The following is a 17,127-nucleotide window of genomic DNA, read 5'->3' on the forward strand; positions in this document are numbered from 1 at the left end:
CCGGACCTTCCGAGGAAGCGTCCGTTGATGGAGAGGTGGTGTAGCAGATCGGTCACAACAAGGGGTGGAACGCGCCGTTTGGCCCGGCATTGTTATGATGTGCCGGATGCTTCCYGGCGCGAGCGACTGAGGAGTTCGAGCATGGCCCGCGACCCCCGTTCCGAAGCCGAAAAGGCCCGTGCCGATCTGGCTCGCAATGCCGAGCTCGGGATGGCGGTTCCCGAAAGCCCCCTTGAACAGCGCCCGTCCGTGACGCCGCGGACGTTCGGCGACACGAGCGAAGCTGCCCGGGTGAGATCAGCCGACCAAGGCGTGGAAGCCGGTGGCGTGCGACCAGGGAGCAACGATCCGACGGAGACGTCCCCCGCGGCGAGCGAGCAGGTCGCAGCCGGTCGCGACCGAACAAAGCCCGACCGTCCCAGCGACGATTCCGACGCCATGTCGCGCGCCAAGGAATAACAATCGGCCCGCAAGGCTTGTCTCCCCCAAGCCGGGGTTTTAAACGATGGCGAATGAGCATTCGCATCGTCGACCTTCACCGTTATCCCGTCAAAGGCCTGTCGCCCGAAAAACTGGACCGCGCGATCCTATCCAAGGGCGATTATTTCCCGGGAGATCGCCTGTTCGCCGTCGAAAACGGTCCCGCCGGCTTTGATCCTGACAAGCCCGAGCACCAGCCCAAGATCAAGTTCCTGATGCTGATGCGAAACGAGAGTCTCGCGCGCCTCACCAGCCGCTATCTGGACGAGACGTCCACGCTGGTCATCAACGAGGGTGACCGGGAGCTTGTCCGGGGCGATATCGCGACGGGCGAAGGCCGGCTTGCGATCGAGGCGTTTTTTCGCCGCTTCATGCCGGCCGAATTGCGCGGCCCGCCCAAGGTGTTGACGGCGCCAGAAGGTTTTCGGTTCACCGACTCCCGCAGCGGCTTCGTCTCGCTGATCAACCTGGCGAGTGTGGAGGCCCTCGGCGGGGTGATGGGCGCATCGATCGATCCCCTGCGGTTTCGCGGCAACCTCCACATCGACGGATTGGCCCCTTGGGCGGAGCTCGATCTCGTCGGTCAGGTGCTGACGACAAGCGAGGGCGTTCGGCTGAAAGTCATCAAGCGGATCCCGCGTTGCGCCGCGACGGAGGTCAACCTCGAAACGGCGACGCGCGATCTGGCGATCCCCAAGGCGCTCATGCAGACTTACGGCCATGTGGATTGCGGCATCTATGCCGAGGTCCTGACCGGCGGGGCGATCGTCCCGGGTGACGAACTGGCGCCCGAGCAGCCCGCATTGGCGCTCTCCTGACCGACACAAAAAAAGGGAGAGCCACGCTCTCCCTTTCATTTCTATTCAGGCCTTGACGATTATTCGGCGGGCGTTTCAGCCTTGTTGCCGATCGCGTCGCTGGCGTCTCCGCCATTCTCGGTCTCATCCGGTCGCGGACGGCGAACCGCGCGGCGACGGGGACGAACCTCGGAATCCACCGCTTCGGCCGCCGTCGGAACAGGCGCTGGCGCCTCGTCCATGGCGACCGGAACAGTCCGCACCGGGTTGGTCAGGAAAGCCGGGAGGCCCGCGGGTTCTACCGCGTCGGATTCGTTCGGAGCCTCGCGCCGCGGCGGCCGTCCGCGCGGCGCGCGGTCCTGACGCTCGGGACGATCCTGGCGTTCCGGTCGGTCCTGGCGTTCGGGACGATCCTGGCGTTCGGGACGGTCTGCCCGTACGGGAGACTCCGTCCGTTCGCTGCGCTCGGGGCGGTCGAAATCCATTCGGGGCTGCTCATCGCGCTGGAGCTCCGGACGAGGTCCGCGATCGCGCGGGAAGCGATCCCGGCGGTCGTTGCGATCCGGGCGATCCTGCCGCTCGCCCCGGTCGGGACGATCCTGCCGGTCACCTGCTGCCTGACGGTCCCCGCGATCCCGGTCGCCGCGATCCCGATCGCCACGATCCTGTCGATCGCCACGATCCTGCCGGTCGAAGCGCGGCCGGCGGTCGCCTTCGGTGCGCGCCTCGAAAGGCTGTGGCTGGGACGAAAGATCCCCGTCCTCGCCGCCGTTCTGACGCTGCTCGAAAGCCTCTTCGTCGCCCTCGTCCTCGAAGGCACGGGGCTGGTAGCCGTATTGCTCGCGCAGGGCTTCCTGAGCGGCCGCGATGATGCGGATGTAATGCTCGGCGTGCTGATAGTAATTCTCGGCCGCTACCGGATCGCCGCTCGAATGCGCATCGCGCGCCAGCTGGCTGTATTTCTCGGCAATATGCTGCGCCGTGCCGCGGATCTTTACGTCCGGGCCGTTCGATTCATAGCTGCGCGTCAGGGGATTAGGACCCTTGTTGCCGCCGCCGCCATTGTTGTTGTTTCGGCTCCGGCCGCGCATGCGCCTGTTCTGTCCTGGTCTCATTATGGTCTACGACCCTCGCTGGTTCTGCAATCCACGCGATGCAAGCGAATGTTCATCGAGCGGGCCCGTCGCCCGCCGTTCGCGTGGCAGCCGTCTGTCGTTCGGCCATGACTCAAAAGAAGCCTGGCCATCCTTCAGTGTCGGGTTCAGGTGATCGCGCCTGACTGTTCAGTGCCCCTGTCAGCGCGATTGATAACGTTTGATCTTCCGGAGCTTCCGTAAACGGGTGCCACCGACTTGTTGAGACCGATCACGTCATCTGCGCTGAATCTAGCGGGTTCCGAGCGGTCCAACAAGCGATATTTCACTTTATCCTCGTTGGGGCGGGGAGCGTTCTCCCATTCGATCATGTCCGTTTGAGGGCGATGCACCGGGGATTTCCCGCCAGATCCCGGTCGAAGCGCACGACCGAAAATCCGTTCTGCACCGCCAGGCTTCGCAAGGCTCCTTCCTGGTCATAGCCGATTTCGACCACCAGATGGCCGCTCGGAGACAGCAGGCGTCGGGCCTGTGCGAGGATAATCCGGTAGGCGTCGAGACCGTCCGCCCCCCCGTCGAGGGCCAGACGCGGGTCGTGGTCGCGTACTTCAGGCTCCAGCCCATCCACCACATCGCTTGCGATATAGGGCGGGTTGGAGACGATGAGGTCCCATCCGGGACTGAGCGACGAGCCCCAGTCGCCGACCACGAACAATCCACGGGCCGAAACACCGTTGCGGCGAGCATTGAGCCGGGCCGTCCGGGCGGCTCCCTCGGCCCTGTCGATCCCGACGCCGATTGCCTGCGGCAATTCATGCAGCAGGGAGACGAGAAGGCAGCCCGAGCCCGTGCCGAGATCGACGATTCGCAAGGCTGCCTTCTTGTCGGGCACGAGGTCGAGGGCCGTCGTGACGATCGTCTCGGTGTCGGGTCTGGGCACCAGCGTTTCGGCCGACAGCACGAACGGCAAGCCCCAGAATTCGCGCTCTCCGAGGATGCGGGCCAAAGGCTCGTGGGCGAGCCGGCGACCTGTCCATGATTCGAGCCTTGCCGCTTCCTCGCCGGTGAGAGATTGAGACGGCCGCATCGCGAGTTCCGTCCCGTCGATGTCCAGAGCCGCGAGGAGAAGCACCCGCGCCTCGAGAGCGGCATCGTCGATGAGGGCCGACTGGAAGGCTTTTCTGATCTCAAGGAGCGCTGTCTGTCGGGTGGCGCCGCCGCCGATCACGCGGCCTGGTCCTGGTCCGCCAGCTGGGCCGCCTGATAATCGGTCACCAGCGCATCGATCAGTTCGTCGAGGGCGTTGCCGGCGAGAACCTCCTCGAGCTTGTAGAGCGTGAGGTTGATCCGGTGGTCGGTGACGCGGCCCTGCGGGAAATTGTAGGTCCGGATGCGCTCCGAGCGGTCGCCCGAGCCCACCTGCGATTTGCGGTCTGCGGCGCGCACGGCATCCTTGGCGCTGCGTTCGGCATCGTAGAGGCGGGCCCGCAGCAACGCCATGGCGCGGGCGCGGTTCTTGTGCTGGGACCGCTCGTCCTGCACGAAAACCACCATCCCGGTGGGCAGATGGGTGATGCGGATCGCCGATTCGGTCTTGTTGACGTGCTGGCCCCCGGCCCCTTGCGCCCGCATGGTGTCGATCTTCAGATCGGAATCACTGATCGCGATATCGACCTCCTCGGCCTCGGGCAGCACCGCCACCGTGGCGGCGGAGGTGTGGATGCGGCCGGATGTTTCGGTATCGGGAACGCGCTGGACGCGGTGGACGCCGCTCTCGAATTTCAGGCGGGCGAAGACGTTCCGGCCTTTGACCTCCGCGACGATTTCCTTGTAGCCGCCAGCCGTGCCCTCGCTCTCGGACACGATCTCGACCTTCCAGCCCTTCAGGTCGGCATAGCGCGCATACATGCGGAAGAGGTCGCCGGCGAAGAGCGCTGCTTCGTCGCCACCCGTGCCCGCGCGGATTTCGAGGATGGCGCTCTTTTCGTCCGCCTCATCCCGGGGCAGCAGCATGATCCGCAGATCCTGCGCCGCCTGGTCCACGGCGTCGCGCGCGTCCGGCAATTCATCCTCGATGAGAGAGCGCATCTCGGAATCGGTCCCGGGGTCGGCCAGCATGACCTGAAGACCCTTCAGGTTCTCCTCCATGCCCTGATAGGCCCGGATGGCGGTCACCACGCCGTCCAGTTCGGCCAATTCCCGCGAAAGCGCCACGAAGGTCTCGGGGTCCGGGCCGGCATTCAACGTCGCCATGACGATGTCGTGGCGGGCGAGGATGGCATGGAGACGTTCTTGCGGAGGCGCGATTGACATCAGACCGGAATACCATGCTGTTTGGCAAAGCGGACGAGGGCGGGGCGCAGCGAATCGCCGCCCCCGTCGCGGTCCAGTTCCTCGCGGATGAGCGTGCCTACCCGTCCCGCGTCGAGCGCCAGCAGCATCGCCTTGACGGGGCCGATGGAGGTCGGGGCCATGGACAGGGAGCGGAACCCAAGGCCGATCAGCGCCATGGCCTCGAGCGGACGCCCGCCGATCTCGCCGCAGACGGTCAGCTCGCAATCGCTTCCCGACGCTTTCTCGACGACGCGCTGGAGGGCGCGCAGCATCGGTCCGCTCATCGGGTCGAACCGGTCCGCCACGCGCCGATTCTCGCGGTCGATGGCAAAGAGAAACTGCATCAGATCGTTGGAGCCGATGGAGAGGAAGTCGGCGGTGGCGCACATCTCCTTGAGCTGGAACAGCAGCGACGGCACCTCCAGCATCGCGCCGAGCTTGAGATCCGCCGGCAGCGGATAGCCGTGGCGGGCAAGATGAGCCTTTTCCCGTTCGACCAGAACCTTTGCGCGGACGAACTCGTCGCAGGTCGCCACCATGGGGAACATGATCTTGAGCGCGCGACCGCGCGCCGCTTTCAGGAGCGCCCGGATCTGCATCCGCAGGAGGGCAGGGCGGTCGAGGCCGATGCGGATGGCGCGCCAGCCCAAAGCCGGGTTCTCCTCCTCGACGGATTGCATGTAGGGCAGGATCTTGTCGCCGCCGATGTCGAGCGTCCGGAACGTCACCGGTCGGTCGCCCGCCGCGTCCACCACGGCGGCATAGAGCGCCTGCTGTTCGGTGGTGGTGGGCATCCGCTCGGCGATCATGAATTGAAGCTCGGTGCGGAACAGGCCGATGCCGGTGGCGGCGGTATCTTCCAGATGCGGCAGGTCGACCAGCAATCCGGCATTGAGCTGCAGGTTGATGGCAACGCCGTCGCGGGTGACGGCCGGCACGTCCCGCAGCTTGAGGTATTGCTCCTGGCGCCGGGCGCGCAGGCGCGCCTTCTCCGCATAGGCCGCTTCCACCTCGGCGCTCGGGCGGATCTGCACGTCGCCGGTGGTACCGTCCACGATGATGGCGTCGCCCTGCTCCATGATCGAGGTGGCGTTCGCCACTTCGCTCACCGCCGGGATGCCGAGCGCCCGGGCGACGATGGCGATATGGCTGGTGGGACCGCCCTCTTCCAGAACGAGCCCGCGAAGGCGCGAACGGTCGTAATCGAGGAGCGCCGCCGGACCCATGGAGCGCGCTACCAGAATGGCGTTCTCCGGCAGCAAGGCCTTGGAGGCGACCATGTCGCGACCGACGAGTCGGTGCAGCAGGCGGTTCGCCAGATCGTCGAGGTCGTGCAGGCGATCCCGCAGATAGGGGTCGGTCTGGCGCAGCATCCGGGCGCGATTGTCGGACTGGACGCGTTCGACCGCGGCTTCCGCCGTGAGCCCCGAGCCGACCGCCTCGCGCATCCGGCGCAGCCAGCCCTGGTCGTGCGCGAACATGCGGAAGGTTTCCAGGACCTCCCGGTGCTCGCCATGATGGGCGACGTCCCCGCGCTCGATCAGTTCATCGATGGAGGCGCGGACCTCCCCGATGGCCTCTTCGAGGCGCTCGAGCTCGGTTTCCAGATTCTCCGCGATGAGGTTCTTGAGAACGACGCGCGGCTCGTGCAGGACCACGTAGCCAAGGCCCACACCCTCGGCCAGCACCGTCCCCCGGTGCTGCAGCGGGCGTCGAAAAGCGGTGCCGGTCTCGACCGGCGCCAGGGCTTGCAACTCGCCCGAGGCCAGCATCTCGGCCAGCACCATGGCGGTGGTCTGGAGTGCCTCGAGTTCCTCGTCCGCATAGACCCGGTAGGTGCGGTTCTGCACCACGAGGACGCCCAGCGTGTTGCCGGCGCGCAGGAGCGGCACGCCCAGGAAGGCGTGGTAAATCTCTTCGCCGGTTTCAGGCTTGTACGAGAAGGCCGGATGGCCTTGCGCATCCGAGAGGGCGAGAGGCTCGGCGGTGGCGGCGATGAGGCCGACCAGGCCCTCGCCGGCCCGCATGGTCGTCAGGTGGACTGCTTCGCGCTTGAGGCCCTCGGTGGCGAACAATTCCAGCACGCCGTCGCCGCGCATCACATAGAGGGAGCACACCTCCGCCACCATGTTGGCGGCGATCAGAACCACGATCTTGTCGAGACGATCCTGCGCTCCGACCGGCTCCGCCATGATCTCGCGGAGGCGGCGCAGCAGGAGGCGCGGACCGCCGGGAGCGCTTGGCATGAGCTGTCGAATCCCGTCCTTTTTTGAGCCGGGGTGAAAGCCCGCCGGCTCGGCGATGAGTGTCGCAGCCTTTGTGACGGACCGTCAATCAGGCGTGCGATCAGGCTTGATCAAGGCCGTATAGCGAGTGGAGCGTGCGGACGGCAAGCTCCGTATAGGCCGAGTCGATCAGAACCGAGAACTTGATCTCCGAGGTCGTGATGGCGCGGATGTTGATGCCCTTGTCGGCCAGGGCTTTGAAAGCCCGGGCGGCGACGCCCGCATGGCTGCGCATCCCGACGCCGATGGCCGAGACCTTCACCACGTCGGTGGCGCCCTGCAGGTCCCGGAATTCGATATCGTGACGATGGGCCTCCAGCACCGCGCAGGCGCGCTGGTAATCGGCCGCCGGGACCGTGAAGGTGATGTCGGTGGTGGTGGTATCGTCGGACACGACCTGGATGATCATGTCCACGTTGATGTTGGCGTCCGCCAGGGGCACGAAGATCGAGGCCGCGATGCCCGGCTTGTCCGCGACATTCCGTAAGGTGATCTGTGCCTCGTCGCGCGAATAGGCGATTCCGGTCACAACCTGCTGTTCCATGATGTCTTCCTCGTCGCAGATGAGGGTGCCGAGCTTCGGGTCGGTGGGATCGTCGAAGCTGGAGCGCACATAGGTCGGCACCCGGTGCATCATGGCAAGCTCGACGGAGCGGACTTGAAGAACCTTGGCGCCGAGCGATGCCATTTCGAGCATCTCCTCGTACGAAACCTTGTCGAGCCGCCGCGCCTTCGCGACGATGCGGGGATCGGTGGTGTAGACGCCGTCCACATCCGTATAGATGTCGCAGCGCTCGGCCTGGATGGCGGCGGCGAGCGCCACCGCGCTCGTGTCCGAGCCACCGCGGCCCAGGGTGGTGATTCGCTGGGTCGGCTGATGCATCCCCTGGAAGCCGGAGACGACCGCCACGGATTTGTTTTCGGCAAAGCCCCGCATGATGCTGGTGCCGTCGATGGCGGCGATCCGGGCCGAGCCATGGATCTCGGAGGTCAGGATCGGCACCTGCCAGCCCTGCCACGAACGGGCGTTGAAGCCCATTTCCTGCAGCACGAGGGCAAGAAGGCCGGAGGTGACCTGCTCGCCGGAGGCCACGACCGCGTCGTATTCGGTCGCGTCGTAGAGGGGCGAGGATTCCTTGACCCAGGATACGAGTTCGTTCGTCTTGCCGGACATGGCCGATACGACGACCGCCACATCATAGCCGGCCTCGACCTCCCGTTGCACATGCCGGGCGACATTGCGGATCCGCTCAACCGTGGCGACGGACGTGCCGCCGAACTTCATGACGAGACGAGGCATAAGCAAAGGGCCAGACAGCAGGAGCCAGACGGGAAAATCAACTTTGCCTCTTCGCCAGGGCGGAGGCGGCGTATACATGACGGCGGGGTGGCGCTCTGTCAACGCGCCAAATCCGTTATGACGAACGACCCGACCCAAATTGACCCGGCCCTGGACGACCGAAGGACGCCTTGATGACCGATAGCGCCACCAGCACCATCGACCCGGCCGAAGTCGCTCGTTTCGAGCGCATCGCCGAGACCTGGTGGGACCCCCGGGGACCGATGAAGGTCCTGCACCGCTTCAACCCGGTGAGGCTTGCCTATATCCGCGACGAGGCCTGCCGGCGCTTCGGCCGCGACCCGCGTTCCGCCCGCTCGCTCGAAGGTCTGACCGTGCTCGACGTGGGCTGCGGCGGCGGCGTTCTGTCCGAGCCCCTGGCAAGGCTCGGCGCGCGCGTCACCGGCCTCGACCCGGCGCCGACCAACATCTCGGTCGCCCGGCTCCATGCGGAGCGGGTGGGGCTTCCCATCGATTACCGCAACGAGACGGTGGAATCCGTCGTCGCCAAGGGCGAGACCTTCGACATGGTGCTGGCCATGGAGGTGGTCGAACACGTGGCCGACGTACCGGCCTTCGTCGATGCCTGCGCCAAGGCGGCCAGGCCGGAAGGCTGTCTGATCATGGCGACCCTCAACCGGACCGCCAAATCCTTCGCGTTCGCCATCGTGGGGGCCGAATACGTGCTCGGCTGGCTGCCCAAGGGCACCCACGAATGGGAGAAGTTCGTCACGCCGGAGGAACTCCGGGCGGCCCTTGGCGCTGCCGGAATGACAGCCGGCAACGAGACCGGCGTCAGCTACAATCCGCTCAGTGGCGCCTGGTCGCTCTCACGGGACATGGCCGTCAACTACATGCTGGCGGCTGGGCGTCGGTAACGCATCTAGTTCCGGTCGTCGGGAACGATCGGCAGCGGCATCACGTCGATTCCCTCGTCGAGAAGCGCCCGCGCCTCCTCGCCATTGGCCTCGCCGTAGATGGAGCGATGCTCGGTCTCGCCGTAATGCATCCGCCGCGCCTCGTCGGCAAATTCCTTGCCGACGTTTTCGGCATTCGCCATCACCTGTTCGCGCAGGGCCCGGACCATGGCGCGCAGCTCGCGGTCCTTCTCGGACAACGCCGCCACCGTCTGCGGCTCGGGCTTCGCCGCGCCCTGGTTCTTCTTCTTCTTCGTGCGAGCGACGGAGGGCGCCATAAGCTGTTTTTCGACCTTCGCCGAATCGCAATACGGGCAGGTCACGAGCCCGCGATCGCGCTGCGCCTCGAACGCCTCGCTCGTCGGGAACCAGCTTTCAAACTCGTGGGCCTGCTCGCAGGCGAGCGCATACTTGATCATGGCTCTGACATAAGGATGACTTGGCTCCGCGCCAAGCGCGCGCTGCGTCGTGCCGTTCGGGGATTACGCGGTGGCGGCGCGCTTGTCGGGCGTCGCCGACACCACGTCGACGCGGAACGGTCGCGCATTCTTGAGGGTCGGGATCCGCCCACGCGCATCCGCCACGAGGTTCGGGTCGATCCGCGCGAGGATCACACCGGGCTCCTCGCCGGCTTCGGCGAGGATGCGGCCCCAGGGATCGACGATCATCGAATGACCGAACGTCTCGCGCCCGTCCTCATGCGTGCCGCCTTGAGCGGCCGAGATCATGAACGAGCCGGTCTCGATGGCGCGCGCCCGCTGCAGCACATGCCAATGCGCTTCCCCGGTCTGTTTGGTGAAGCACGCCGGCGCCGACAGGAAAGCCGCGCCGTTTTCCGCCAATGCGCGATAGAGGGCTGCGAAGCGCACGTCGTAACAGATGGTCAGCCCGAGATGCCCCCACGGCGTTTCCGCCAGAACCGCCCGGTCGCCCCCGGTATAGGTGGCGGATTCGCGCCAGCTCTCCCCGTTGGGCAAATCCACATCGAAGAGATGAACCTTGTCGTACGAGGTGACGATCTCGCCGCGCTCGTCGATCAGGAACGCCCGGTTGGCAATCTTGTCGCCGACCTTCACCGCGATGGAGCCGATCTGGATCACGGTGCCCCGCTCGCGAGCGACGTCGCGCAGGGCCGCAAGCGTCGGATCGCGCTCCTCGGCTCCCACCTTGTCGAACAGGGCTTCCCGTTCGCGCTCCACCAGAGACGTCATCTCGGGGGTCTGCACGAAATCGGCCCCTTCCCGAGCGGCCTCCCGCACCATCGCCACCACCGCGTCCCGGTTCGTGAGCGGATCGCGCCCGGATCGCATCTGGACGCAGGCGGCGGTGAAGATCGGACAGGTCATCGTCTGGGTGTCTCCGGTCAGGTGGCCAATAAAGCCTCAAGTTCATCCCGCGCGTCCAGCGCATAGATGTCGTCGCAGCCGCCCACATGGCGCTCGCCGATGAAAATCTGCGGCACGGAGGTCCGTCCGCCGGCCTTCTGGATCATCTCGGCCCGCAAGTCGGGCTTCGCCCCGATGTCGATTTCGGTGAAGGGCGCGCCCTTGTCGGTGAGAAGCTTCTTGGCGGCGGTGCAATAGGGGCACCAGTCCTTCGTGTAGATCGTGATAGGGGCCATCGTCGCGTAAATCTCCTTTGGGTCCGGGTCATATAGGGTCGACTCACCGTTCCGTCACGACCCGGGCGAAGGCCAGTATGTCGACGGAGGCGGCGCCACCCCGCAGGAGGGCCCGGGAGGCCGCATTGGCGGTGGCGCCGGTGGTGAGGACGTCGTCGACGAGAAGAACGCGCTTCCCGGCAAGCCTTGGCCTGGCGTCGTCGGAGACACGAAAGGCGCCTTGCAGGTTCTGCTGCCGCTGCGCTTTCGTCAGCCCGACCTGCTGGCGGGTGTGCTTGACGCGCGACAGGAGAAACGGATCGCACGGCAGGCCGCTCTCCCGCGCGACGACGGACGAGAGCGCCATCGCCTGGTTGAACCGCCGTCGCCAGAGTCGATAGCGATGGAGCGGCACCGGCACGATCACATCCGCGTCGACCAGAAGCTCAGCGCCGGCCCGGACCATCATGCCGCCCAGTGCGCGGGCCAGCTCGAGCCGGTCGCCGTATTTCAGCCGATGGACGAGGGCGCTCGCCGTGCCGTCATACTCGGCCACTGCGCGGGCGCGCTCGAAGACCGGGGGATCGGCGAGCGCCGCCGGAGAATGAAGCATCATGCCGAGATCGACCGGGAAGGGCGTGCCGAGCCGCTCGCAATAGGGCCGCTCGATGAATCGAATGCCGGACCAGCAGGCCGCGCACAAGGCGTGGGGCGCGCCCGTCGCGCCCTGGCAGGCGATACAGGTCGGCGGATAGATCAGGCCGAGGAGAAAGCCGGTCGCGCTGCGCGCGGCTTCCTTCAGCCGCGGAAAGCGGCTGGATGCGGTCCCTGGATCGTTCATTGTTATTGTGTAACGCGATCCCACGGCGCATGCGAGGGAGATTGCGGCTCGGCATCGGCACTTGGAGTCCCGGCCGTTTCGCGCCATACCGCTCAAATGAGCAGCCCCGTCGTCTTCGATCGCGCCCTCGTGCGTCGCCGTTTGCAGCGCGCCATGCGGGACGGCTATGCGGATTTCCTGCTGGTGCGCGTCGTGGACGATCTGGAAGAGCGCCTCTCGACGGTCGCGCGGCCCTTCCCGTTGATCCTCGATGTCGGCACGCCGACCCGCGCGGCGGCCGAGCGCCTTGCCCGGATCGGGCAGGTGGTGAGGGTGTCGCCGCTGGCGGAGCCCGGAGGCGTGATGGGCGACGAGGAACGCCTGCCCGTCAGTGGCGGGCATTTCGATCTGGCGGTTTCGCTGCTGTCGCTTCAAAGCACCAACGATCTGCCCGGAAGCCTCATCCAGATCCGCCGCGCCCTCAAGCCGGATGGCCTGTTCATGGGGGCGTTGCTCGGCGGCGCGACCCTGACCGAGCTGCGGCAGGCCTTCACCCAGGCAGAGGCCGAACTGGAAGGCGGCGTCAGCCCGCGCGTGGCCCCGTTCGCGGATGTGCGCGATCTCGGCGGCCTGCTGCAGCGAGCAGGCTTCGCCCTGCCAGTCGCCGATTCCGAGGTCATCCGCGTGCGCTACGGCGATCCCTTCGCGCTCATGCGCGACCTGCGCGGGATGGGCCTGACCAATGCGCTGGTGGACCGCAAGAAGGCTCCGTTGCGCCGCGCGACCCTTCTGCGGGCAGTCGAGATCTACGCCGAGCGTTTCGCCGATCCCGACGGGCGCCTTCCGGCCACCTTCGAAATCATCTGGCTTTCGGGCTGGACGCCGCATGAGAGCCAGCAGAAGCCCCTGCGTCCCGGTTCCGCCAGGATGCGCCTCGCGGAGGCTCTCGGAGTGCCCGAGAAACCGGCGGGCGAAACGGCAGGCCTTACGCCTCCCCGCGACGGCTAACAGCACGCTGTTGGGATGACGGGCGTCGTGCTATTTTATTCCTCAAGCCGCGCCCGCCTCGAGGGATGGTCCATGAAGACGCCGAATGCCGGTCACCCGATCTCCATCGAGGACAATCCGCACCGCATCCGCGTGGTACTGGGCGGTTTCATCATCGCCGAGACCACCGAAGCATTGACGCTGCGTGAGGCGGCTTTGCCGGCGGTCCAATACATTCCCCGGAAAGATGTGCGGATGGACCAGCTCGATCGCACGAACCATCGTTCCCGTTGCCCCTACAAGGGCGACGCATCCTATTTCACCGCTTCGGCGGGTGGAATGGTGGTCGAGAACGCGGCCTGGACCTACGAGACGCCGTTCGACAGCGTCGGGCGGATCGCCGGTTACTTGGCGTTCTATCCGCAGAAGGTCGATGCGATCGAGGAATTCACCCATTAGGCGCGCGCGGCGGCCCTACGCGCGCCTGCCGCTGAACGACACCAGCGCCACGCCTGACAACACGACCAGCCCGCCGACCATTTCGCGCACACCCACCTGCTCGTTGAGAAACAGGACGGCAAGAATCGCAGTCCAGAGCGGCATCAGGTAGCCCACCATCGAGGCCCGGGTCGGTCCGGCCCGCCTGATCAGCCGCATGAAGAACAGGATCGGCAGCGCGGTCGACACCACTCCGAGCGCGATGAGCGGTGGCAGATGGTCTTTGACCGTCGAAAAGGCCGCGGGGCCGGAGAGCGCCAGTGCCAGAAGCGTCGCCGGCACGGCGGAGCAGAATTGCTGGCCGAGCGCAAGGCGCGCCGGGTCCGCATGCCTGACCGTCCGCACGAACACGTTGGCGATCGCATAGCTGACGGCGGTTGCCACCATCGCCAGCGCGCCGGCGCCGCCGACGCCGCTATCGGGCAACGCCGCGGGCCCGATGAGGATGCCCATTCCGATGAAGCCGACCAGCACGCCTCCGAGGCGACGCGGCGTCAGCTTTTCCTCGGCAAAGCAGAGATGCGCCAGCAGCGCGACGATCAGCGGCGAGGAGGCCTGGATCATCGCCGCCGAGGCGGTCGTGATCTGCGTCAGGGCGAAGGCCAGGAGGACGTTGGGGAGCCATCCGTTGAACGTGCCCAGAAAGAGCCATGTGGGCAGTTCCTTCCGGGTCGGCAGAATGGCCTGTCGCGACAGCGTGAACCAGGCGACCAGCGACGTGGCGCCGATGAGCCCGCGCATGGCCGCGAGCACGAACGGGTTGATGTCGCCGCTGAACTTTATGAACAGCATGCTGGTGGCCCACAGCATCGAGCAGACAACCAGGTTTGAAATCAGGAAGAGCTGCGTCGGCTCCGGGATGTCGGCGACGGCGACGCGATCGGCTGCGGACATAAAAGCAGGCCTCAGAAACTCAGGAGATCGACGAGGTAGGGAATGAGCGGCTCGTCGGCCGCCGGCATCGGGTAGTTCCGCAGATCCTGCGGCTTCACCCAGGCCAGAGCCTGCCCCTCCAGCGGCTGAACGAACCCTTCCCAACGCCGGCAGACATAGAGCGGCATGAGCAGATGGAAGCTGTCATAGGCGTGGCTGGCAAAGGTGAGGGGGGCGAGGCACGCCTCCTTCACGATGATGCCGAGTTCCTCGCGCAATTCCCGGATCAGCGCGTCCTCCGGCCGCTCGCCGGGGTCGAGCTTGCCGCCCGGAAACTCCCATAACCCCGCGAGCTGTTTGCCCTCCGGCCGCTGGGCCAGAAGGATCCGGTTATCGGCGTCGATCAGCGCGACGGCGACGACGAGGGTGAGTTTGAGAGGGGGCACGAACGTCGACTCCGGGAGCGGCACCCTCATTCATCACAAGGCGCAACCGAACTCAACCTACGTGGACTTCGGAAGATAATGATGTATCGTTATAGAGTAGCAATTAGGGATCTTTCATGCGTTTCCTGCGATTTGTCCTGCCGACTCTGGCTCTTTTCGGTGCTTTCGAATCGGCGCAGGCCTGTACGGCATCCAACGTTTATCTCTATTCGGCCCGCTTCGAGGCGGAAGGGCCGATGACTGTCTCGAGCGGCAAGGGCTGCACCTTCAACATCAACAACATTCCCGGCGCGTTGGAGGACGTCCAGATCGTGCAGAAGCCGAAGGTCGGCCAGGCTGGCGTTCGCAACATGAAGCCCTTTTACGTCGCCAAGCCGGGCTATACCGGACCTGACGAATTCGCCTACGCGTTTATCGGCAAGGACCAGTATGGCGGGCCGATGCGCATCGTGATCAAACGCACGGTGACCGTGGTTCCCTGATCAGCTCCGATAATCCCCGTTGATCTCCACGTATTCCTTGGTGAGATCGCAGGTCCAGACCGTCGCCTCGCCGCGGCCGAGGCCGAGATCGACGCGGATGGTGATGTCGCTGCCGCGCATATAGGCGGTGGTTTTCGCCTCGTCATAGGCGGGGTCCCGCGCGCCCTTGGCCGCGACCCGGATATCGCCGAACCAGATCGCCAGCTTGTCGCGCTCGGCAGGCTCGCCCGCTTTTCCGACAGCCATGACCACGCGGCCCCAATTGGCGTCCTCGCCCGCGACCGCCGTCTTCACCAGCGGCGAATTGGCGACCGACATGGCGATGCGCTTGGCGGAGATCGCGCCCTTGGCGCCCGTCACCTTGACGGTGACGAACTTGCGCGCGCCCTCGCCGTCGCGGGCAACCTGCTGCGCGAGATCGCCGAGCAGGCCTTCGAGCTCCTGGCGGAATTCCTTGAGGCGGCGATCGCTCGGCAGGGTGATGGCGGGCGCACCCCGCTTGGCGGCCGCTCCCGTGGCAAAGAACAACAGGGTGTCGGAGGTCGAGGTGTCGCTGTCGATCGTCACGCAGTTGAAGCTCTTGTCGGCGCCCTTCTTCAGAAGCGCCTGCAGCACCGGCGCGGCGATGGGCGCATCGGTGAAGATGAAGGACAGCATGGTGGCCATGTCGGGCGCGATCATGCCGGCGCCCTTGGCAATGCCGTTGATGGTGACGGGGATGCCGCCGATATTTGCCGTGCGGGTGGCAACCTTGGGGAAGGTGTCGGTGGTCATGATCGCCTTGGCGGCATCGACCCAGGCAAGCGGCTTGGCCTTCTTCTCGCAGCTGTCGAGCACGCCCTTGAACCGGGTGGCGTCGAGGGGCTCGCCGATCACGCCCGTGGAGGCGATGAAGACCTGCGAGGCGCGGCAGCCGGCGGCTTTGGCGGCGAAATCCGCCGTCATCTTCACGGCCTCGGCACCCTTCCGGCCCGTAAACGCGTTGGCGTTGCCGGAATTGACCACGAGGGCGCGCGCACCATTCTTGCCGAGGTTCTTGCGGCACCAATCCACCGGGGCGGAGGGGCATTTCGACCGGGTGAACACGCCCGCTACCGCCGTCTCGCGGGCGAGGGAGACGTAGAGCACATCGGTGCGGTTCTTGTAGCGGATGCCCGCTTCGGCGGTCGCGATCCGCACGCCTTCGATGGCTGGCAGCGTGGGATAAGATTTCGGCGCGAGCGGAGAGACGGACTTGGACATACGCGAACCTGGGGAGGAGAGCTGAACGACAAGGCGTTCGACTTCGCGAGGTGTGGTTTTTTGAGGCTTTTTGTCAAGCCCGCGCTTCGTAGGGGAAGGCACGGCACGCCACCCGGCTGGGGCCGGGTGCGCAGGGGCGCTCGCTCGCCCCCGCGGTTTTAATGCCCAGCTCTCAGGGCTTCTTCTGCTCGACCAGGTTGCCCTTGTCGTCCAGCTTTTCGATCTTGGCGCTGCCGCGCAGGCCGACGATCAGATCCTGCTGCGCCTTGCGCTCGAGGTAGGTGTTGACCTGATCCTGCATCTCCGCGAGCGACGGCACCGGCTTGCTGCGCTTTTCCTCGACCTTGATGACGTGCCAGCCGAACTGGGACTTCACCGGGTCGGAAACCTGGCCGGGCTCCATCTTGAAGGCCGCTTCGGCGAAGGGTTCGACCATGCGATCCTTGGTGAAGAAGCCGAGGTCGCCGCCATCGGTCTTGGACCCCGGATCGGTGGAGAGCTCGCCCGCCACCTTGGCGAAATCCTCGCCGGCCTTGATGCGCGCCTGCGCCTTCCTGGCGTCCTCTTCCTTCTCGACCAGGATGTGGCGGGCGCGTACTTCCTGCTCGGGCGGCATGGATTTGACGGTCTCGTCGTAGAGGGCCTTCGCGGCCTCGGGCGTCACGGCCTTCTTGGCCTCCTGCTCGAGATACGCGTCGAGGAGCGTCTTGTCGCGGTTATAGGCGAGCTTGCGGGCGAAGGCGGCGGCGTCGCCCACCTTGGCGGCCTCGGCGGCGCGGGCGCCGAGCTTGAGGTCGACCAGATAGCTGATCAGGAGTTCGCGCTTCTGCTCTTCCGGGATGTTGGGCAATTGCAGCGCCGGGTCGGCCGCAGCCACGGCGAGGTCGGCTTCCGTGATATCGACGCCGTTCACGCGGGCCAGCACCTTGGCGG

At 66.0% G+C, this 17,127-nt stretch carries 19 protein-coding genes; 6 read left to right on the forward strand and 13 right to left on the reverse strand.

What is annotated here, in order from left to right:
- Nucleotides 1-141: 141 nt before the first annotated feature.
- Both AC1DVM_RS07320 and AC1DVM_RS07325 read left to right on the forward strand, forming a co-directional pair.
- The gene (locus AC1DVM_RS07320; protein ID WP_477253278.1) at nucleotides 142-459 is read left to right on the forward strand and encodes a hypothetical protein; all 318 of its coding nucleotides are present in this window, start codon (nucleotides 142-144) and stop codon (nucleotides 457-459) included.
- A 53-nt stretch (nucleotides 460-512) separates the two neighbouring features.
- Nucleotides 513-1,298 (forward strand): MOSC domain-containing protein, encoded by a 786-nt coding sequence (locus AC1DVM_RS07325; RefSeq protein WP_477253280.1) that lies wholly within the window; start codon nucleotides 513-515, stop codon nucleotides 1,296-1,298.
- A gap of 59 nt (nucleotides 1,299-1,357) precedes the next feature.
- Here AC1DVM_RS07325 and AC1DVM_RS07330 read toward each other — a convergent pair whose 3' ends face one another.
- The 5 genes from AC1DVM_RS07330 to AC1DVM_RS07350 form a co-directional block, all read right to left on the reverse strand.
- Nucleotides 1,358-2,368 carry a DUF4167 domain-containing protein gene (locus AC1DVM_RS07330; RefSeq protein WP_477253282.1) on the reverse strand — a complete coding sequence of 337 codons (1,011 nt, stop codon included), beginning with the start codon at nucleotides 2,366-2,368 and terminating at the stop codon, nucleotides 1,358-1,360.
- Nucleotides 2,369-2,738: 370 nt separating this feature from the next.
- Nucleotides 2,739-3,599, reverse strand: a complete 861-nt coding sequence (prmC, locus tag AC1DVM_RS07335; protein WP_477253284.1) for a peptide chain release factor N(5)-glutamine methyltransferase — start codon at nucleotides 3,597-3,599, stop codon at nucleotides 2,739-2,741.
- Nucleotides 3,596-4,684: a peptide chain release factor 1 gene (prfA, locus tag AC1DVM_RS07340; RefSeq protein ID WP_477253285.1), complete on the reverse strand. Its 1,089-nt coding sequence runs from the start codon at nucleotides 4,682-4,684 to the stop codon at nucleotides 3,596-3,598. The genes prmC and prfA overlap by 4 nt, the downstream gene beginning before the upstream one ends.
- On the reverse strand, nucleotides 4,684-6,951 hold the full coding sequence (gene ptsP, locus AC1DVM_RS07345) for a phosphoenolpyruvate--protein phosphotransferase (protein ID WP_477253286.1): 2,268 nt from the start codon (nucleotides 6,949-6,951) through the stop codon (nucleotides 4,684-4,686). The genes prfA and ptsP overlap by 1 nt, the downstream gene beginning before the upstream one ends.
- Nucleotides 6,952-7,051: 100 nt before the next feature.
- The gene (locus tag AC1DVM_RS07350) at nucleotides 7,052-8,290 is read right to left on the reverse strand and encodes an aspartate kinase (RefSeq protein ID WP_477253288.1); all 1,239 of its coding nucleotides are present in this window, start codon (nucleotides 8,288-8,290) and stop codon (nucleotides 7,052-7,054) included.
- Nucleotides 8,291-8,463: 173 nt separating this feature from the next.
- Between AC1DVM_RS07350 and ubiG the strand changes: the two genes are divergently transcribed.
- Nucleotides 8,464-9,207, forward strand: a complete 744-nt coding sequence (ubiG, locus tag AC1DVM_RS07355) for a bifunctional 2-polyprenyl-6-hydroxyphenol methylase/3-demethylubiquinol 3-O-methyltransferase UbiG (RefSeq protein WP_477253289.1) — start codon at nucleotides 8,464-8,466, stop codon at nucleotides 9,205-9,207.
- A gap of 5 nt (nucleotides 9,208-9,212) precedes the next feature.
- Here ubiG and AC1DVM_RS07360 read toward each other — a convergent pair whose 3' ends face one another.
- The 4 genes from AC1DVM_RS07360 to AC1DVM_RS07375 form a co-directional block, all read right to left on the reverse strand.
- A complete protein-coding gene (locus tag AC1DVM_RS07360) occupies nucleotides 9,213-9,665 on the reverse strand; it encodes a DUF1178 family protein (RefSeq protein WP_477253291.1) in 453 nt (150 codons plus the stop codon).
- Nucleotides 9,666-9,728: 63 nt separating this feature from the next.
- Nucleotides 9,729-10,592, reverse strand: coding sequence for a carbon-nitrogen hydrolase family protein (locus AC1DVM_RS07365; RefSeq protein ID WP_477253293.1), 864 nt, complete (start codon nucleotides 10,590-10,592; stop codon nucleotides 9,729-9,731).
- Between the two features lie 17 nt (nucleotides 10,593-10,609).
- Nucleotides 10,610-10,867: a glutaredoxin 3 gene (gene grxC, locus AC1DVM_RS07370; RefSeq protein ID WP_477253295.1), complete on the reverse strand. Its 258-nt coding sequence runs from the start codon at nucleotides 10,865-10,867 to the stop codon at nucleotides 10,610-10,612.
- Nucleotides 10,868-10,910: 43 nt separating this feature from the next.
- The gene (locus AC1DVM_RS07375; protein ID WP_477253297.1) at nucleotides 10,911-11,687 is read right to left on the reverse strand and encodes a ComF family protein; all 777 of its coding nucleotides are present in this window, start codon (nucleotides 11,685-11,687) and stop codon (nucleotides 10,911-10,913) included.
- A 96-nt stretch (nucleotides 11,688-11,783) separates the two neighbouring features.
- Between AC1DVM_RS07375 and AC1DVM_RS07380 the strand changes: the two genes are divergently transcribed.
- Both AC1DVM_RS07380 and AC1DVM_RS07385 read left to right on the forward strand, forming a co-directional pair.
- Complete coding sequence (locus AC1DVM_RS07380) at nucleotides 11,784-12,674, forward strand: methyltransferase domain-containing protein (protein ID WP_477253299.1); 891 nt, start codon at nucleotides 11,784-11,786, stop codon at nucleotides 12,672-12,674.
- A gap of 72 nt (nucleotides 12,675-12,746) precedes the next feature.
- Nucleotides 12,747-13,112, forward strand: a complete 366-nt coding sequence (locus AC1DVM_RS07385) for a DUF427 domain-containing protein (RefSeq protein ID WP_477253301.1) — start codon at nucleotides 12,747-12,749, stop codon at nucleotides 13,110-13,112.
- 15 nt (nucleotides 13,113-13,127) lie between these two features.
- Here the strand turns inward: AC1DVM_RS07385 and AC1DVM_RS07390 are convergent, their stop codons facing one another.
- Nucleotides 13,128-14,045, reverse strand: coding sequence for a DMT family transporter (locus tag AC1DVM_RS07390; RefSeq protein ID WP_477253303.1), 918 nt, complete (start codon nucleotides 14,043-14,045; stop codon nucleotides 13,128-13,130).
- An 11-nt stretch (nucleotides 14,046-14,056) separates the two neighbouring features.
- Nucleotides 14,057-14,470 (reverse strand): (deoxy)nucleoside triphosphate pyrophosphohydrolase, encoded by a 414-nt coding sequence (locus tag AC1DVM_RS07395; protein WP_477253305.1) that lies wholly within the window; start codon nucleotides 14,468-14,470, stop codon nucleotides 14,057-14,059.
- Nucleotides 14,471-14,586: 116 nt separating this feature from the next.
- Between AC1DVM_RS07395 and AC1DVM_RS07400 the strand changes: the two genes are divergently transcribed.
- Entirely contained in the window at nucleotides 14,587-14,952 is a 366-nt protein-coding gene (locus tag AC1DVM_RS07400; RefSeq protein ID WP_477253306.1) for a hypothetical protein, read from the forward strand.
- Here the strand turns inward: AC1DVM_RS07400 and argJ are convergent, their stop codons facing one another.
- Nucleotides 14,953-16,194 (reverse strand): bifunctional glutamate N-acetyltransferase/amino-acid acetyltransferase ArgJ, encoded by a 1,242-nt coding sequence (gene argJ / locus AC1DVM_RS07405; protein WP_477253308.1) that lies wholly within the window; start codon nucleotides 16,192-16,194, stop codon nucleotides 14,953-14,955.
- Between the two features lie 172 nt (nucleotides 16,195-16,366).
- On the reverse strand, nucleotides 16,367-17,127 hold a 761-nt coding region (locus tag AC1DVM_RS07410; RefSeq protein ID WP_477253310.1), incomplete at its 5' end, for a peptidylprolyl isomerase.

It is taken from the genome of Microvirga sp. P4_A5 (assembly GCF_056402495.1).

Coding starts and splice junctions, on each gene's coding strand:
- AC1DVM_RS07325 (WP_477253280.1), top strand. CDS start 513: ATGAGCATTCGCATCGTCGACCTTCACCGTTATCCCGTCAAAGGCCTG.
- AC1DVM_RS07390 (WP_477253303.1), bottom strand. CDS start 14,045: ATGTCCGCAGCCGATCGCGTCGCCGTCGCCGACATCCCGGAGCCGACG.
- AC1DVM_RS07360 (WP_477253291.1), bottom strand. CDS start 9,665: ATGATCAAGTATGCGCTCGCCTGCGAGCAGGCCCACGAGTTTGAAAGC.
- AC1DVM_RS07350 (WP_477253288.1), bottom strand. CDS start 8,290: ATGCCTCGTCTCGTCATGAAGTTCGGCGGCACGTCCGTCGCCACGGTT.
- argJ (WP_477253308.1), bottom strand. CDS start 16,194: ATGTCCAAGTCCGTCTCTCCGCTCGCGCCGAAATCTTATCCCACGCTG.
- AC1DVM_RS07400 (WP_477253306.1), top strand. CDS start 14,587: ATGCGTTTCCTGCGATTTGTCCTGCCGACTCTGGCTCTTTTCGGTGCT.
- AC1DVM_RS07380 (WP_477253299.1), top strand. CDS start 11,784: ATGAGCAGCCCCGTCGTCTTCGATCGCGCCCTCGTGCGTCGCCGTTTG.
- AC1DVM_RS07320 (WP_477253278.1), top strand. CDS start 142: ATGGCCCGCGACCCCCGTTCCGAAGCCGAAAAGGCCCGTGCCGATCTG.
- AC1DVM_RS07385 (WP_477253301.1), top strand. CDS start 12,747: ATGAAGACGCCGAATGCCGGTCACCCGATCTCCATCGAGGACAATCCG.
- prfA (WP_477253285.1), bottom strand. CDS start 4,684: ATGTCAATCGCGCCTCCGCAAGAACGTCTCCATGCCATCCTCGCCCGC.
- AC1DVM_RS07365 (WP_477253293.1), bottom strand. CDS start 10,592: ATGACCTGTCCGATCTTCACCGCCGCCTGCGTCCAGATGCGATCCGGG.
- ubiG (WP_477253289.1), top strand. CDS start 8,464: ATGACCGATAGCGCCACCAGCACCATCGACCCGGCCGAAGTCGCTCGT.
- AC1DVM_RS07375 (WP_477253297.1), bottom strand. CDS start 11,687: ATGAACGATCCAGGGACCGCATCCAGCCGCTTTCCGCGGCTGAAGGAA.
- ptsP (WP_477253286.1), bottom strand. CDS start 6,951: ATGCCAAGCGCTCCCGGCGGTCCGCGCCTCCTGCTGCGCCGCCTCCGC.
- grxC (WP_477253295.1), bottom strand. CDS start 10,867: ATGGCCCCTATCACGATCTACACGAAGGACTGGTGCCCCTATTGCACC.
- AC1DVM_RS07330 (WP_477253282.1), bottom strand. CDS start 2,368: ATGCGCGGCCGGAGCCGAAACAACAACAATGGCGGCGGCGGCAACAAG.